Here is a 15,275-nt window from a genome sequence, read left to right as displayed (position 1 = left end):
GAAAGCCGCAGAAAGCCTTGCGTTCAGCCGTTCGGAAGGTGCGCCAAGAGGCCGGGCGACCTTCGAGTCGCCGGAGGATCGGAGAAAGAGGGAAAGATAATTAGCCGATCAGAATTTGTGAGGCCGGAGCCATTCAACACTGATTCCTGTGAGGTAGGTTGAGTTCGCCTCGGCGAACCCAACCTACGCGATCGGCTCCGGCCGCAGCCGGACGACGCCGCGCAGCACCTCGCCGGGCTGCAGCACTGCCATGCCGGTGTCGGTGCGGCCGGATTCGGCCAGGTTGAAGGCATCGGTCGCGTTGCTGACCGGCTCGACGCAGACATAGGGATCGTCCGGCGAGTAGCAGACCAGGAAGTCGAAGGGCGGATCGGCTTCCATCACCAGCCGGGCGCGATGCTCCGGCCAGTCGATCACCGCCCGGCGGTCCCAGCCGGTGAAGAGGTTGTCCATGCGCACCGCGGCCGGCCGGACGCCGCGCCGGAAGTCCCTCTCCGGCGGCGGCTCGACCAGCTCCAGCGGCATCACCTCGGCATCGTTGCGCCACATCCGCTCGATCCCGGCCGTGATGGTCGTCCCCGGCGTGCGCGGGAAGTAGAAATGCTGCCCCAGCCCCGCCGGCATCGGCTCGTCGCCCGTGTTCTCGAGCGAGAGCACCAGGTCGAAGCCGGCCGGGGTCAGCTCGAACTCCTGCCGCGCTTCGTACGGGAACGGCCAGGCATCGGCGGTATAGTTGTCGACCAGCACGCAGCGGGTCGCCGACCGCTCCCGCACCGACCAGGGCCGCTGCCAACCATGGCCGTGCAGCTGGTGCCGCTCGCGCGTGTTCAGCGGCAGGACGACCTCGCGCCCGCGGAAGCGGAAGCGGCCCTCGCGGATCCGGTTCGAGAAGGGGGTCAGCGGGAAGTTGGCGAGGCCGAGCGGGTCGCCCGCCGCCAGCGCCGCCGCGCCGGCCGGCCGCAGCCAGTCGTGCCGTGCCGCGCCGGTGCCGGTCCACCAGCCGGCGATGCCACCGCCGATCGCCGGCACGATATCGGCCCCGCTGTCCCCGGCCCGGAGTTGCACCGTCTCGAACGTCATTCCATCCTCCCGTTCCAGCTGCCCTTTTTCAGCAATGTTCGGCAATGCTTGACGCCGATCCGCCGAGGGCTCAATACTCCATTTGTATGATGAATAGCAAAGAGCGCGGTCGGCAAGCCAGATCGCGCCGCTGAGGAAAGGCCGTGGTCGAGAAGAGCGGTAACAATGTCGTTCGCGCGGACGGCATGCGGACAGCCCGTGGCACTGCTGCCCGGCGCGGCCCTGACCTGCGCATCGGCCGGAACGAGATCGTCGGACCGACGGAAGATGCCGGAGCCGGGACACTGCGGTGCCCGAGCGGTTTCGGCCGCGTCTGACCGGCAGCAGGAAAGGGGAAACAGATGTCCGACCCGAACGCACCTCTCGGGAAAGGATCGATCGCGGTGGCGGTGATGCCAGCCCAGGCGGATGTGGCGACGGTGCCGCCGCGCCCGGCGCCGCGGCGCAACGAGGAGCGGCGTGCTGCCCCCCGTACGGGCGCCACCGACCAGCGCCAGGGCAGCAAGACCTTCTCCCGCCGCTCGCTGCACGGCCAGATCGCCTATGACATCGGCACCCGGATCGTGCGCGGCGACATCCCGCCCGGCACGGTGCTGCCGAACGAATCCGACCTGTCGATCCAGTTCTCGGTCAGCCGCACCGCGCTGCGCGAGGCGATCAAGGTGCTGGCGGCCAAGGGGCTGGTCGAATCCCGGCCCAAGACCGGCACGCGGGTGCGGCCGCGCGACGAGTGGAACATGCTGGACCCGGATCTGCTGGCCTGGCAGTTCGCGACCCAGCCGACCGAGCGCCTGGCCCACGACCTGCTGGAGATCCGCCAGATCATTGAGCCCGCGGCCGCGGCCCTGGCGGCCGAGCGCGCGACCGAGGCGCAGCGCCAGGCGATCGGCCGCGCCTTCGCCGACATGGAGGCGGCGCCGGACGGCGACGCCTCGATCGAACCCGACCTGCGCTTCCACCAGTCCATCCTGGCGGCGTCGAACAACGAGTTCCTGCAGCCGCTCGGCTCCCTGATCGAAACCGCCATGGCGTCGAGCTTCCGTATCACCAGCAACGAGCCCGGGGCGCTGCAGGTGTCGCTGCCGCGCCACCGCGCGGTGCGCGACGCCATCCTGACGCATGAGCCGGAGACGGCGCGCCAGGCGATGCGGATCCTGCTCGAAGAGACCGCGGCGGACATGCGCCGCGCCCTGTCGCACATCGCCCCGACTTCCTGACTCCAGCCTAGCCAACAAGGACCATCGTGATGGCTGACGACGCCGGCAGCGCCGACAACAAGAAACGTTACCGTTCCTCCGCCTGGTTCGGCCCGCATGACAAGGACGGCTTCCTGCACCGCAGCTGGATGCGCAACCAGGGGCTGCCGGACCATCTGTTCGACGGCCGGCCGGTGATCGGCATCTGCCAGACCTTCTCCGAGCTGACGCCCTGCAACGCCCATTTCCGCAAGCTGGCCGAGTATGTGAAGCGCGGCATCTGGGAGATGGGGGGCTTCCCGGTCGAATTCCCGGTGTTCTCGACCGGCGAGACCAATCTGCGCCCGACCGCGATGCTGTACCGCAACCTGGCGGCGATGGATGTCGAGGAGGCGATCCGCGCCAACCCGATCGACGGCGTCGTGCTGCTGACCGGCTGCGACAAGACCACCCCGTCGCTGCTGATGGGCGCCGCCAGCTGCGATATCCCGGCGATCGTCGTCTCCGGCGGCCCGATGCTGAACGGCCGCTATCAGGACCGCACCATCGGCTCTGGCACCGCCGTCTGGCAGTTCGACGCCGACGTCAAGGCCGGGGTGATGAGCCTGCAGCAGTTCATGGAGGCCGAGGCCGCGCAGTCCCGCTCCGCCGGCCACTGCATGACCATGGGCACGGCCAGCACCATGAACTCGATGGCCGAGGCGCTGGGCATGAGCCTGACCGGCTGCGCCGCGATCCCGGCAGTCGATTCCCGTCGCTACGTCATCGCCCATATGTCCGGCCGGCGCATCGTCGAGATGGTGCATGAGGATCTGCGCATCTCGAAAGTCCTGACCCGCGAGAACTTCCTGAACGCGGTGCGAGTCAACGGCGCCATCGGCGGGTCGACCAACGCCGTCATCCACCTGTTGGCCCTGGCCGGCCGCGTCGGCGTCGATTTCAAGCTGAAGGACTGGGACGATTACGGCCGCGACGTGCCGACGCTGGTCGACCTGATGCCGTCCGGCCGCTTCCTGATGGAGGATTTCTACTACGCCGGCGGCATCCCGACGGTGACCCGGGCGCTGGGCGAGAACGGCATGCTGTTCAAGGACGCCCCGACCGTCGCCGGCAAGACGATGTGGGAGAACGTCAGGAACGCCGCCAACTGGAACCCGGAGGTGATCCGCCCCTGGGACAATGCGCTGGTGAAGCAGGGCGGCATCGTCGTGCTGAAGGGCAACCTGGCGCCCGACGGCGCGGTGCTGAAGCCTTCCGCTGCGACACCGGAGCTGATGCAGCATCGCGGCCGCGCCGTGGTGTTCGAGAGCATCGAGCACTACAAGGCCCGCGTCGACGACCCGGATCTCGACATCGACGAGACCTGCATCATGGTGCTCAAGAACTGCGGCCCGAAGGGCTATCCGGGCATGGCCGAGGTCGGCAACATGGCGCTGCCCCAGAAGGTGCTGAAGAAGGGCGTGCGCGACATGGTCCGCATCTCCGACGCCCGCATGAGCGGCACCGCCTACGGCACGGTGGTGCTGCACACGGCGCCGGAAGCGGCGGCCGGCGGCCCGCTGGCCCTGGTACAGGACGGCGACATGATCGAGCTGGACGTCGCCAACCGGCGGCTGCACCTCGACGTTCCGGAGGCGGAGCTGGCGGAGCGGCGCAAGCGCTGGTCGCCGCCGGAGCCGACGATGAAGGGCGGTTACCAGGAGCTGTACATCCGGCACGTGATGCAGGCCGACAAGGGCGCCGACCTGGACTTCCTAGTCGGCTGCCGCGGCCACGCCGTGCCGCGCGACAGCCACTGAGCACGATCCGGGCCCGTCCCGGCGGGGGCGGGCCCTTTCCTTGAAGACAGGCATCATGACCGAATACGCGATCTATCCGTCGCTGCGCGACAAGCCGGTCTTCGTGACCGGCGGCGGCAGCGGCATCGGCGAGAGCATCGTCGAGCATCTCTGCCGCCAGCAGGCGCGGGTGTTCTTCGTCGATATCAACGAGGAGGCGTCGACCGCCCTGGTCGCCCGGCTGAAGGCCGAAGGGCTGGCGGTGCCTCGGTTCCGCCGCTGCGACCTGCGCGACATCGCCGATCTGCGCGCGGCGGTGGCCGAGGCGCAGCAGACGATCGGGCCGATCCGCGTCCTGATCAACAACGCGGCGCACGACCAACGCCACGCGCCGGAGACGGTCGAGCCCGATTACTGGGACGAGCGCATGGCGGTGAATCTGCGCCACCAGTTCTTCGCCGCCCAGGCAGTTCAGCCTGGGATGCGGGACGCTGGCGGCGGGTCGATCATCAATTTCGGCTCGGTCTCCTGGCGGCTGCGCCAGGGCGGCATGCCGGCCTACACCGCCGCCAAGGCGGGGGTGGAGGGGCTGACCCGCGGCCTGGCCCGCGACTGGGGCCCGCAATACATCCGGGTCAACACCGTGATGCCGGGCTGGGTCATCACCCAGCGCCAGAAGGACCTGTGGCTGACGCCGGAGGCGGATGAGGAGCGCCGGAAGGGGCAGTGCATCCCCGACCAGGTGCTGCCCGTGCATCTGGCGCAGATGACCCTGTGGCTGGCGGCGGACGACAGCGCCATGTGCACCGGCCAGACTTTCGTTGTGGACGCCGGCTGGGCGTCGGGACTGTGAGGCGGATATGAACCTGATCCAATTGCGCACCAAGGCCGGCGAGCGGCGCGTCGGCGTCGTCGGCGAAGGCGATACGCTGAAGCTCCTCTCCGCCTTCGATACCACCTACGAGCTGGCCCAGGCGGCGATCGGCTCCCGCAAGACGATCGCGGAGCTGGTCGCGGCCGATGAGGGCGCCGGCACCGAGTCCTACGACGCGGTGATCGCCGAGGCGCGGCTGCTGCCGCCGCTCGACCATCCCGACCCGGCCCATTGCTACGTCACCGGCACCGGCCTGACCCATCTCGGCAGCGCCGACGCCCGCGACCAGATGCACAAGACTCTCGGTGAGGCCGAGAAGCTGACCGACAGCATGAAGATGTTCCGCGACGGCATCGCCGGCGGCAAGCCGGAGGGCGGCCGGGACGGCAGCAGGCCGGGCGTCGCGCCGGAGTGGTTCTACAAGGGCGACGGGTCGATCGTGGTCGCCGGCGAGCAGTCGCTGACCATGCCGGCCTTCGCCCTCGACGGCGGGGAGGAGCCGGAGATCACCGGCTGCTACGTGGTCGGACCGGACGGGACGCCCTGGCGCGTCGGCTTCGCCATCGGCAACGAGTTCTCCGACCACATCCTGGAGCGGCAGAACTATCTGCTGCTGGCGCATTCCAAGCTGCGCCAGTGCTCGGTCGGGCCGGAGCTGCTGGTCGGGCCGCTGCCGGAGGACGTGCGCGGCATGAGCCGCATCACCCGCGGCGGCAAGACGATCTGGGAGAAGCCGTTCCTGAGCGGCGAGGCCAATATGAGCCACTGGATCGCCAATCTGGAGCACCACCACTTCAAATACGGGCTGTTCCGCCGGCCGGGCGACGTGCATCTGCACTTCTTCGGCACCGCGACGCTGAGCGTCACCGACGGTATCAAGCCGGAGCCGGGCGACCGCTTCGAGATCGAGGCCGCCGCCTTCGGCCGCGCCCTGCGCAACCCCCTCGCGCGCGCGGCGGAGGAGACGGTGACGGTCCGGGCGCTGTAGGCTCTCTCCCCTGTCGCGGCCGGGCTCGACCCGGCTGCGACACTCAGGACAGGGCAAACACGCCGCCTCAGGCGGAACAGGGGAAACGCGGATGAACAGGATCGATCTCGACGGCAAGCTGGCCGTGGTCACCGGCGGGGCGCAGGGCATCGGCCGGGCCATCGCCGAACGCTTCATCGCCTCGGGCGCCCAGGTGGTGCTGTGGGACCGCGACCAGGCCCTGGTCGAGGCGACGGCCAAGGCGATCGGCGCCAAGGGCATCGCCATCGACATCACCGACGCCGCCGCCGTGGCCGCCGCGGCCGAGGCCCAGGGCCGGATCGACATCCTGGTCAACAATGCCGGCATCGCCGGCCCCTCGGTGAAGACCTGGGACTACCCGATCGACATCTGGCGCCAGGTGATCGAGCTGGACCTGAACGCCGTCTACTACTGCTGCCGGGCGGTGGTGCCGGGCATGATCGCCCGCAACTACGGCCGCATCGTCAACGTCGCCTCGATCGCCGGCAAGGAGGGCAACCCCAACGCCAGCGCCTATTCCGCCGCTAAGTCGGGCGTCATCGCCCTGACCAAGTCGCTGGGCAAGGAGCTGGCGGGCCACGACATCGCGGTCAACTGCATCACCCCGGCGACGGCCAAGACCCGGATCCTGGAGCAGGTGAGCCAGGAGCATATCGACTATATGCTGTCGCGCATCCCGCGCGGCCGGTTCCTGAAGGTCGAGGAGGCAGCGTCGATGGTGGCCTGGCTGTGCTCGGCCGAGAACAGCTTCACCACCGGCTCGGTCTTCGACCTGTCGGGCGGCCGCGCCACCTACTGAGCCGGCGATGGCCGACCCGGACCTGCTGGCGGCGCTGCGCCGGATTGGGCTGGCCGGGCCGGACGAGACGCCGCGCTTCATCCCGCTGACCGGCGGCGTCTCCTCCGACATTTTCCGGGTCGACCTCGCCTCCGGCCCGATCTGCGTCAAGCGCGCCCTGGCCAAGCTGCGGGTGGCCGCCGACTGGCGGGCGCCGGTGGTGCGCAACCTCTACGAGGCGCGCTGGATGCAGGTCGCGGCCGGCATCGTTCCGGCGGCGGTGCCGAAGCTGCTCGGCCAGGACGAGGCGGCCGGCGCCCTGGTCATGGCCTATCTGGCGCCGGAAGACCATCCGGTGTGGAAGGCGCAGCTGCGCGACGGCATCGCCGATCCGGCTTTCGCCGCCGAGGTCGGGCGGCGCCTTGTCGCCATCCATGCCGCCACGGCGGCGAAGCCGGAGCTGGCGGCGGAGTTCCCGACCGACGAGATCTTCTACGATATCCGGCTCGAGCCCTATCTGGTGGCGACGGCGGCCGTGCATCCGGACTGCGCCCACGCCTTACACGCGCTTGTCGAGACCACGCGGACGACCAAACGGGCCCTGGTGCATGGCGATGTCAGCCCGAAGAACATCCTGGTCGGGCCGCAGGGGCCGGTGTTCCTGGACGCCGAATGTGCCTGGTGGGGCGACCCGGCTTTCGACCTCGCCTTCTGCCTGAACCATCTGCTGCTGAAGGGGCTGTGGCGGCCGGCCTCGGCGCCGGACTTCCTGGCCTGCTTCGACGCACTGACCGCGGCCTATCTCGCCGGCGTGGACTGGGAGCCGGCCGATGCCTTCGAGGCCCGCGCCGCCCGGCTGCTGCCCGGCCTGTTCCTGGCCCGGGTCGACGGCAAGTCGCCGGTCGAATACCTGACCGACCCGGCGCAGAAGGACCGGGTCCGGCGGGTGGCCCGGGCGCTGCTGCTGGCCCCGCCGGAGACGCTAGCAGAAATCCGCGCCGCCTGGGCGCAGGAGCTGGACTCGTGACGAGGTTTTCTTGAAGCGATCAACGTGAATGCCTATTGTGACTACATGTGGTCACGGAAGACGAAAGCGATGAAGACGCTGCATCTCCGCGATGCCAAAGCCGGACTTTCCGCCATCGTCGAGGCGGCGGAACACGGCGAGGCGACGATCATTACCAAGCATGGTCGGCCCGCCGCCATGGTCGTGCCGGTCGAGGACGGCCGCCGCCTCTATGGCGATGACAAGCCGAGTCTGGCGGATTATCTGCTCGACTTTCCGGGCCCGCTGGAGGTGGACCGGGACCAGACTCCCTTGCGGCCGGCCGATCTGTGACTCACGGCTACCTGTTCGACACCTCGGTGATCTCCAGTCTTGCGCCAGGCAAACCGCCGATTCCCAAGCAGCAGGACAACTGGCTGCGGGAGCAAGCCGACCGACTGTTCATCCCGACAATCGCAATTGCCGAGATCGAAGCCGGGATCCGCAAGTTGCGCCGATCCGGCGGGACCGCGCGAGCCGAGCATCTGGGTACCTGGCTTGATGGCCTGATCACAGGCTATGGAAATCGGATACTGCCTTTCGACACGACCGCCGCCCGGATGGCCGGCAGCCTCGCTGATGTAGCCGTCGCGGCGGGCCGCCATCCGGGCTTTCCCGATGTCGCGATCGCCGCAATCGCCTTGACCCGCGATCTGACGCTGCTGACGCGCAATCTGCGCCACTTCGAGCCGCTCGGCGTCCCTACAATGGATCCCTTCGGCGCTCCGCCTGCCCAGGAAGGTGAACGACCATGACCCGTACCACCATCGCCGCGATCCGCGGCCGGCGCGTCTGGGACAGCCGGGGGCGGCCGACGGTCGAGGCCGAGATCCGCCTCGAGGGCGGCGCCGTCGGCCGCGCCATCGCCCCGGCCGGGGCCTCCACTGGCTCCGGCGAGGCGTTGGACCGGCGCGACGGCGGCGCGGCCTTCGGCGGCCATGACGTGCAGGGTGCGGTCGCGGCGGTGAATGGCGAGATCGCCCGGGCTCTGGTGGGCTTCGACGCCGCCGACCAGGCCGGGCTGGACCGGGTGCTGATCGATCTCGACGGCACGCCAAACAAGGCCCGGCTGGGCGGCAACGCCATCATCGCCGTGTCGATGGCCGCGGCCCACGCCGCCGCGGCCGCCGCCGGCCTGCCGCTGTGGCGCCATCTGGGCGGCGGGGACGCCACCCTGCTGCCCCTGCCCGAGATCCAGATCTTCGGCGGCGGCGCCCATGCCGGGCGGCGGCTGGACGTGCAGGACTTCCTGGTGGTCTGTCCGGGCGCCAGCAGCTTCGCCGAGGCGCTGGACTGGACCGCCGAGATCTACCGCGCGGCGGGATCGCTGATGGCCGAATCCGGGAAGCTGCATGGCGTCGCCGACGAGGGCGGCTTCTGGCCCGACTTCGCCAATGCGGCGGAGGCGCTGGACATGCTGGTCCGCGCCATCGAGAAGGCCGGCCGCTGGCCGGGCGAGGAGGTGGCGATCGCGCTCGACATCGCCGCCTCGGAATTCGGCCGGCACGGCCGCTATCGCTTCCAGGGGCAGGAGCTGGACACCGGCGAGATGGTCGATCTCGTCGCCGGCTGGACCTGGCGCTGGCCGATCGTCTCGGTCGAAGACCCGGTGGCGGAGGACGATGCCGCCGGCTTCCGCGCCATCACCGCCGCGATCGGCAACCGGGTGCAGGTGGTGGGCGACGACTTCCTGGTCACAGACGCGGCGCGGGTGCGCGACGCCGCGGTGGCCAAGGCCTGCACCACCGTGCTGCTGAAGCCGAACCAGCGCGGCACCCTGACCGAGACGAAGGCGGCCTGGGAGACGGCAAAGGCCGCGGGCCTGGGCGGCATCGTCTCCGCCCGTTCGGGCGAGAGCGAGGACACCACCATCGTCGACCTGGCCGTCGGCTGGGGCGTCGGCCAGCTCAAGGTCGGGTCCTTCGCCCGGTCGGAGCGGATGGCGAAATGGAACGCGGCGCTCAGGATCGAGGAGGAGTTGGGCGGCCGTGCCAGCTTCGCCGGCCGAAGCGTCTTGCGCGGGTAGGCCATCTGGGCTGTTCTGCCCTGCCCGCAACCGGATGAGTCCATGAGCTTCGACCTCGCCTCGATCGACCTGCGCATCCTCGGCCTCGTGATCCTCGGCGTCGCCGTCCTGATCCTGCTGGTGGCGCTGTTCCGGCGGCCGCGGCCGGACTTCGCGCCGCTGACCGGCGCGATCGAGGATCTGCGCCGCGACCTGGCGCGGGTGGAGCAGGAGCTGCAGACCTCGGAGCGGCGCATCGAGGCCTCGGCCGAGGCGCGCGACAGCCGGCAGCGGCAGGAGATCGCGGCGTCGCTGCGCCACACCGGCGAGACCCTGGCCGGCGCCATGAAGGCGATCGGCGAGACCCAGCAGACCCGCCTCGACACCGTCGCCGCCCGGCTGCAGGCCCTGTCCGAATCGATGGCGCAGAGCCAGGACCGGCTGCGCGAGCGGCTGGACCAGAACCTGCAGTCGCTGCGGAAGGAGAACGAGGCGAAGCTGGAGCAGATGCGGGCCACGGTCGACGAGAAGCTGCAGGCGACGCTGGAGGCGCGGCTGCAGTCCCAGTTCCAGACTGTCAGCGAGCGGCTGGAGCGGGTGCATCAGGGGCTGGGCGAGATGCAAGTGCTGGCCGGCGGCGTCGGCGACCTGAAGAAGATGCTGTCCGGCGTGAAGACCCGCGGCACCTTCGGCGAGGAGCAGCTGGACGCCCTGCTGGAGCAGGTGCTGACCGAGGACCAGCTGGTGCGCAACGCCCGGCCGCGGGCGGATTCGACCGAGACGGTGGAGTTCGCCATCCGCCTGCCCGAGGGCGTGCTGCTGCCGATCGACAGCAAGTTCCCGCAGGAGGATTACGAGCGGCTGATCCAGGCGGTCGAGGCCGGCGACGCCGAGGCCGCGGCCAAGGCCGGCACGGCGCTGGAGCGGCGGCTGCGGGACGAGGCCAAGCGGATCGCCACGAAGTACATCTGCCCGCCGACCACCACCGACTTCGCCGTGCTGTTCGTACCGACCGAGGGGCTGTTCGCCGAGGTGCTGCGCCGGCCCGGCCTGCGCGAATCCATCCGCGAGCAGCACCGGGTCACCATCCTGGGGCCGACGACGCTGGGCGCCTTCCTGTCCAGCCTGCGCATGGGCTTCCGCACCCTGGCGATCCAGCAGAAATCGGCCGAGATCTGGCAGGTTCTGGGCGCGGTGAAGACCGAGTTCCGCACCTATGGCGAGCTGATGGCCAAGGTCGAGAAGAAGCTGCAGGAGGGCCAGAACGTGATCCACCAGATCGGCGTGCGCAGCCGCGCCATCCACCGCAAGCTGCGCGACGTGGAGGAGCTGCCGATGGACCGCGCCCGGCCGGTTCTGGAGCTCGACGCGCCCGAGGCGGAGATGCCGGCGGCAGCGGAGGAAGAGACGCCATAGCCCTGTTGCATCGGGCGGCCGTGCGCCCTATCCAGTCATCATTCATCCGACAATAGGTCGAGAGAGGAACGAGATGAGCGTCCACGCCAATTACATCGCCGGCTCCTGGGTCGAGGGCCCGGACGCGGTGAAGAACGTGAATCCGTCGGACCTGTCGGACGTGATCGGCGAATACGCCCGCGCCGACCGCGCCCAGGCGGAGCAGGCGATCGCCGCGGCGCGCGCCGCCTTCCCGAAATGGTCGATGACCACGCTGCAGGAGCGGCACGACCTCTTGGACAAGATCGGCAACACCATCCTGGCGCGGAAGGAGGAGCTGGGGCGCCTGCTGTCGCGCGAGGAGGGCAAGACCCTGCCCGAGGGCATCGGCGAGGCCGCCCGCGCCGGCCAGATCTTCAAGTTCTTCGCCGGCGAGGTGCTGCGCATCCAGGGCGAGAAGCTGGCCTCGGTCCGCCCCGGCATCGATGTCGAGATCACGCGTGAGCCGATCGGCGTCATCGGCCTGATCACGCCGTGGAACTTCCCGATCGCGATCCCGGCCTGGAAGATCGCCCCGGCGCTGGCCTACGGCAACTGCATCGTGTTCAAGCCGGCCGACCTGGTGCCGGGCAGCGCCTGGGCCCTGTCGCAGATCATCGTCGACGCCGGCGTGCCAGAGGGCGTGTTCAACCTGGTGATGGGCCGCGGCTCGGTGGTCGGCGAGGCCTTCGTCGCCAGCAAGGACGTCGACGCCATCACCTTCACCGGCTCGGTCGCGACCGGCCGCGGCATCGCCGTGCGCTGCGCCGAGATCGGCAAGAAGGTGCAGCTCGAGATGGGTGGCAAGAACCCGATGGTCGTGCTCGACGACGCGGACCTCAACACCGCCGTCGCGGCCGCGGCCAACAGCGCCTTCTTCTCCACCGGCCAGCGCTGCACCGCCTCCTCGCGCCTGATCGTGACCGAGGGCATCCACGACCGCTTCGTCGCGGCGATGACCGAGAAGCTCAAGACGCTGAAGGTCGACCACGCGCTGAAGCAGGGCACCGATATCGGCCCGGTGGTGGACCAGAGCCAGCTGGACCAGGATCTGCGCTACATCGACATCGGCGTGAAGGAAGGCGCCAAGCTGGCGGTGGGCGGCGAGCGGCTGAACCGCGAGACCGAGGGCTACTTCCTGTCCCCGGCGCTGTTCACCGAGACCACCAACGACATGCGGATCAACCGCGAGGAGATCTTCGGGCCGGTCGCCTCGGTGATCCGGGTCAAGGATTACGAGCAGGCGCTGGCCACGGCGAACGACACCGAGTTCGGCCTGTCCGCCGGCATCGCCACCTCGAGCCTGAAATACGCCAGCCACTTCAAGCGGGCCAGCCAGGCCGGCATGGTGATGGTGAACCTGCCGACCGCGGGCGTGGACTATCACGTGCCGTTCGGCGGCCGGAAGGGCTCCAGCTACGGCCCGCGCGAGCAGGGCCGCTACGCCGCGGAGTTCTACACCGTGGTCAAGACCGCTTACACCTTCCCGGTCTGATCGGTTCGGGAGCGAGGTGCGAAGGGCCCGGCCGGCGATGGCCGGGCCCTTCTGTTTGCGATGGCGCTTGTGCTTCAGGGCAAGATGACCAATATGACCATCTCGCGATGGAGGTCACCGTGAGCGCAGGAACATGGACCGTCGCCGAAGCCAAGACGAAGTTCAGCGAAGTCATCGATCGTACCCGCCGGGAAGGGCCGCAGACCGTCACCAGTAACGGGCATTCCGCCGTGGTCGTGGTATCCGCCGAGGAGTGGGAGCGAAAGACAAAGCGCGTCGGCACTCTAGCTGACTTTTTTGCCGCCTCTCCCCTCCGCGGCTCGGAATTGGATACCGAGCGACTCAATGACGGCCCCCGCGCGACCGATCTTTGACCTACCTTCTCGCACCAACGTCGTTTCGGAGTGGAAGAAGCCCTCTCCTAATGCCGGCCTCATGGCTTGGCTGGCCAACACTGACGAAGACCGAACCTTTCTGAGCGTCATCACCCTGGCGGAACTGCGATACGGCATAGACCGCCTGCCCGATGGAAAGCGGCGCAGCCTGCTCGACCGGTGGCTGCGGCACGGCCTGCCTACGCGCTTCGAGTCCCGGATCCTGCCGATCAACCCGGCCGTGGCGGACGCCTGGGGTGTCATCATCGCGCGGCGAGCCGCCGTGGGACGGCCGATCGGCGCCATGGACGCCTTCATGGCCGCCACCGCCCAGGTTCACGACCTCACTTTGGTGACCCGCAATATCTCGGACTTCGAGGCTTCGGTGACAGCCCTCCTCAATCCTTGGAGCGATTCTCCACCCGCTTGACACCGGCCCACCCGGCTTGCGAGCCTCAGTCCGGAAGTGACACGGGGTGCCCGCCAAGGTCGATCTGCGGGGGGCTGAGATCATACCCGTCGAACCTGATCTGGGTCATGCCAGCGAAGGGAGCCGTCACGCGATGCCCGCCCGGGCCCCGGTCCCTCAGGATCGATCGCCGACCGCCCTTCGCCGGAGGAGGAGCGGAATGAGCGCGGCTGTTGAAGCAACGGAACCGAGGCGGCGCTTCGACCTTTCGGTCTATCTCGTCACCGACACGCGGCTGAGCGGTCTGCGCGGAGTCGCCGCCGTGGCCACGGCGGCGGCGCGGGGCGGGATCACGCTGGTGCAGCTGCGCGACCCCGACGCCACCACCCGGGCGCTGATCGCCGCGGCCGGGGCGCTGCAGGCGGTTCTGGCCCCGCACGGTATTCCCCTGGTGATCAATGATCGGGTCGACGTCGCCCTGGCGGTCGGGGCCGACGGCGTCCATCTCGGCGACCGCGACATGCCGGCGGCCATGGCGCGGCGCCTGCTGGGCCCCGATCGCATCGTCGGCGTCACCGTGCACGACGCGGCCGAGGCGCGGGCGGTCGACCCGGCCGTCGCCGACTACGCCGGCATCGGCCCGGTCTTCACCACTACGACCAAGGCCGGGGCGCGGCCGGCGATCGGAACCGAGGGATTCCGGGCGCTGCGCCGGCTGGTGCCGCTGCCCGCGGTCGGCATCGGCGGCATCGATGCGGCGCGGGCCGCCGATGTGATCGCGGTCGGGGCCGACGGCGTCGCCGTGGTCTCGGCGATCTGCGCCGCGTCCGACCCGGAGGAGGCGGCCCGGGCCATCGCCGCCGCGGTGGCCGAGGGGCGGAGGGCGCGATGATCCCGAATGTGCTGACCATCGCCGGCACCGACCCGTCCGCCGGCGCCGGCATCCAGGCCGATCTGAAGACCTTCTCGGCGCTCGGCGCCTATGGCTGCTCGGTGATCACCGCCCTCGTCGCCCAGAACACCCGCGGCGTGCAGGCGGTGGAGCTGGTGCCGCCGGCCTTCGTCGCCCGGCAGATCGACTGTCTGCTCGCCGATGTCCGGATCGACGCGGTCAAGATCGGCATGCTGGCGACCGCCGAGATCACGCGCGCGGTGGCGGACGCGCTGCGCCGGCACGGGCTGACCCGGGTGGTGGTCGACCCGGTGATGGTGGCGAAGAGTGGCGATCGGCTTCTCGACCGTGACGCGGTGGCGGCGCTGCGCGAGGAACTGCTGCCGCTGGCCACGGTGATCACCCCGAACCTGCCGGAAGCCGCCGACCTGCTGGGCCGCCCCGAGGCGCAGAGCCGGGCCGAGATGCCGGAGATCGCGGCGGCGCTGCTGGCGCTCGGCCCCCGCGCGGTGCTGCTGAAGGGCGGTCATCTGGCTGATGCCGAGAGCCCCGACCTGCTGCTGACCACGGATGGCGCCGTCACCCTGTCGGCGCCGCGGATCGCCACCCGCAACACCCACGGCACCGGCTGCACCCTGTCCTCCGCCATTGCGGCTTTCCTGCCACAGCGGCCGGACCTGGAGACGGCTGTGCGCGAGGCGAAGGCCTACCTGACCGCATCGCTGTCCGCGGCCGACCGGCTGTCGGTCGGCGGCGGCCACGGACCCCTGCACCATTTCCATCGCTGGTGGGGGTGATGGCTGCGAAAGGCCTCCTTCTCTGTCATTGCCGGGCTTGACCCGGCAATCCAGAAGATGTCGACGCTCTCTGGATGCCCGGGTCAAGCCCGGGCATGACAGAAAAGAA

At 69.7% G+C, this 15,275-nt stretch carries 16 protein-coding genes and 1 riboswitch; of the genes, 15 read left to right on the top strand and 1 reads right to left on the bottom strand.

Annotation, left to right across the window (positions count from 1 at the left end; translation table 11 throughout):
* Nucleotides 1–183 precede the first annotated feature (183 nt).
* Nucleotides 184–1,080: an aldose 1-epimerase gene (locus KXR53_RS04135; RefSeq protein ID WP_437373677.1), complete on the bottom strand. Its 897-nt coding sequence runs from the start codon at nucleotides 1,078–1,080 to the stop codon at nucleotides 184–186.
* 341 nt (nucleotides 1,081–1,421) lie between these two features.
* Between KXR53_RS04135 and KXR53_RS04130 the strand changes: the two genes are divergently transcribed.
* The 15 genes from KXR53_RS04130 to thiD all read left to right on the top strand — a co-directional run bounded on the left by KXR53_RS04130 (nucleotide 1,422) and on the right by thiD (nucleotide 15,166).
* Entirely contained in the window at nucleotides 1,422–2,297 is an 876-nt protein-coding gene (locus KXR53_RS04130; RefSeq protein WP_437373675.1) for a FadR/GntR family transcriptional regulator, read from the top strand.
* 29 nt (nucleotides 2,298–2,326) lie between these two features.
* Complete coding sequence (locus tag KXR53_RS04125; protein WP_437373673.1) at nucleotides 2,327–4,075, top strand: IlvD/Edd family dehydratase; 1,749 nt, start codon at nucleotides 2,327–2,329, stop codon at nucleotides 4,073–4,075.
* Nucleotides 4,076–4,130: 55 nt separating this feature from the next.
* Nucleotides 4,131–4,907, top strand: a complete 777-nt coding sequence (locus KXR53_RS04120; RefSeq protein ID WP_437373671.1) for an SDR family NAD(P)-dependent oxidoreductase — start codon at nucleotides 4,131–4,133, stop codon at nucleotides 4,905–4,907.
* 7 nt (nucleotides 4,908–4,914) lie between these two features.
* Nucleotides 4,915–5,916 (top strand): AraD1 family protein, encoded by a 1,002-nt coding sequence (araD1, locus tag KXR53_RS04115; protein WP_437373669.1) that lies wholly within the window; start codon nucleotides 4,915–4,917, stop codon nucleotides 5,914–5,916.
* A gap of 91 nt (nucleotides 5,917–6,007) precedes the next feature.
* Nucleotides 6,008–6,736 (top strand): SDR family NAD(P)-dependent oxidoreductase, encoded by a 729-nt coding sequence (locus KXR53_RS04110; protein ID WP_437373667.1) that lies wholly within the window; start codon nucleotides 6,008–6,010, stop codon nucleotides 6,734–6,736.
* 7 nt (nucleotides 6,737–6,743) lie between these two features.
* Entirely contained in the window at nucleotides 6,744–7,742 is a 999-nt protein-coding gene (locus tag KXR53_RS04105) for a phosphotransferase family protein (protein ID WP_437373665.1), read from the top strand.
* 69 nt (nucleotides 7,743–7,811) lie between these two features.
* A complete protein-coding gene (locus KXR53_RS04100; protein WP_437373664.1) occupies nucleotides 7,812–8,054 on the top strand; it encodes a type II toxin-antitoxin system Phd/YefM family antitoxin in 243 nt (80 codons plus the stop codon).
* Nucleotides 8,051–8,515, top strand: coding sequence for a type II toxin-antitoxin system VapC family toxin (locus KXR53_RS04095; RefSeq protein WP_437373662.1), 465 nt, complete (start codon nucleotides 8,051–8,053; stop codon nucleotides 8,513–8,515). The genes KXR53_RS04100 and KXR53_RS04095 overlap by 4 nt, the downstream gene beginning before the upstream one ends.
* On the top strand, nucleotides 8,512–9,786 hold the full coding sequence (eno, locus tag KXR53_RS04090) for a phosphopyruvate hydratase (protein WP_437373660.1): 1,275 nt from the start codon (nucleotides 8,512–8,514) through the stop codon (nucleotides 9,784–9,786). Before KXR53_RS04095 ends, eno begins: the two co-directional genes overlap by 4 nt.
* Nucleotides 9,787–9,828: 42 nt before the next feature.
* Complete coding sequence (rmuC, locus tag KXR53_RS04085) at nucleotides 9,829–11,181, top strand: DNA recombination protein RmuC (protein WP_437373658.1); 1,353 nt, start codon at nucleotides 9,829–9,831, stop codon at nucleotides 11,179–11,181.
* A gap of 73 nt (nucleotides 11,182–11,254) precedes the next feature.
* The gene (locus KXR53_RS04080) at nucleotides 11,255–12,694 is read left to right on the top strand and encodes an aldehyde dehydrogenase family protein (protein ID WP_437373656.1); all 1,440 of its coding nucleotides are present in this window, start codon (nucleotides 11,255–11,257) and stop codon (nucleotides 12,692–12,694) included.
* A 107-nt stretch (nucleotides 12,695–12,801) separates the two neighbouring features.
* Nucleotides 12,802–13,068, top strand: a complete 267-nt coding sequence (locus KXR53_RS04075) for a type II toxin-antitoxin system Phd/YefM family antitoxin (protein WP_437373654.1) — start codon at nucleotides 12,802–12,804, stop codon at nucleotides 13,066–13,068.
* A complete protein-coding gene (locus tag KXR53_RS04070) occupies nucleotides 13,040–13,498 on the top strand; it encodes a type II toxin-antitoxin system VapC family toxin (RefSeq protein ID WP_437373652.1) in 459 nt (152 codons plus the stop codon). Before KXR53_RS04075 ends, KXR53_RS04070 begins: the two co-directional genes overlap by 29 nt.
* 32 nt (nucleotides 13,499–13,530) lie before the next feature.
* Nucleotides 13,531–13,638: riboswitch (TPP riboswitch) on the top strand.
* Between the two features lie 59 nt (nucleotides 13,639–13,697).
* A complete protein-coding gene (gene thiE / locus KXR53_RS04065; RefSeq protein ID WP_437373650.1) occupies nucleotides 13,698–14,369 on the top strand; it encodes a thiamine phosphate synthase in 672 nt (223 codons plus the stop codon).
* Complete coding sequence (thiD, locus tag KXR53_RS04060) at nucleotides 14,366–15,166, top strand: bifunctional hydroxymethylpyrimidine kinase/phosphomethylpyrimidine kinase (RefSeq protein ID WP_437373648.1); 801 nt, start codon at nucleotides 14,366–14,368, stop codon at nucleotides 15,164–15,166. The genes thiE and thiD overlap by 4 nt, the downstream gene beginning before the upstream one ends.
* The last annotated feature ends 109 nt before the right edge of the window (nucleotides 15,167–15,275 follow it).

Origin of the sequence: Inquilinus limosus, from assembly GCF_051487185.1 — a bacterium.
Lineage (GTDB): Bacteria > Pseudomonadota > Alphaproteobacteria > DSM-16000 > Inquilinaceae > Inquilinus > Inquilinus limosus_F.
Note: the sequence above shows the minus strand (reverse complement) of the source record. Positions and strands in the feature narration are given on the sequence as shown.

Coding starts and splice junctions, on each gene's coding strand:
- KXR53_RS04110 (WP_437373667.1), top strand. CDS start 6,008: ATGAACAGGATCGATCTCGACGGCAAGCTGGCCGTGGTCACCGGCGGG.
- KXR53_RS04130 (WP_437373675.1), top strand. CDS start 1,422: ATGTCCGACCCGAACGCACCTCTCGGGAAAGGATCGATCGCGGTGGCG.
- KXR53_RS04135 (WP_437373677.1), bottom strand. CDS start 1,080: ATGACGTTCGAGACGGTGCAACTCCGGGCCGGGGACAGCGGGGCCGAT.
- eno (WP_437373660.1), top strand. CDS start 8,512: ATGACCCGTACCACCATCGCCGCGATCCGCGGCCGGCGCGTCTGGGAC.
- KXR53_RS04075 (WP_437373654.1), top strand. CDS start 12,802: ATGGAGGTCACCGTGAGCGCAGGAACATGGACCGTCGCCGAAGCCAAG.
- KXR53_RS04100 (WP_437373664.1), top strand. CDS start 7,812: ATGAAGACGCTGCATCTCCGCGATGCCAAAGCCGGACTTTCCGCCATC.
- thiD (WP_437373648.1), top strand. CDS start 14,366: ATGATCCCGAATGTGCTGACCATCGCCGGCACCGACCCGTCCGCCGGC.
- KXR53_RS04070 (WP_437373652.1), top strand. CDS start 13,040: ATGACGGCCCCCGCGCGACCGATCTTTGACCTACCTTCTCGCACCAAC.
- KXR53_RS04125 (WP_437373673.1), top strand. CDS start 2,327: ATGGCTGACGACGCCGGCAGCGCCGACAACAAGAAACGTTACCGTTCC.
- rmuC (WP_437373658.1), top strand. CDS start 9,829: ATGAGCTTCGACCTCGCCTCGATCGACCTGCGCATCCTCGGCCTCGTG.
- araD1 (WP_437373669.1), top strand. CDS start 4,915: ATGAACCTGATCCAATTGCGCACCAAGGCCGGCGAGCGGCGCGTCGGC.
- KXR53_RS04120 (WP_437373671.1), top strand. CDS start 4,131: ATGACCGAATACGCGATCTATCCGTCGCTGCGCGACAAGCCGGTCTTC.
- thiE (WP_437373650.1), top strand. CDS start 13,698: ATGAGCGCGGCTGTTGAAGCAACGGAACCGAGGCGGCGCTTCGACCTT.
- KXR53_RS04080 (WP_437373656.1), top strand. CDS start 11,255: ATGAGCGTCCACGCCAATTACATCGCCGGCTCCTGGGTCGAGGGCCCG.
- KXR53_RS04105 (WP_437373665.1), top strand. CDS start 6,744: ATGGCCGACCCGGACCTGCTGGCGGCGCTGCGCCGGATTGGGCTGGCC.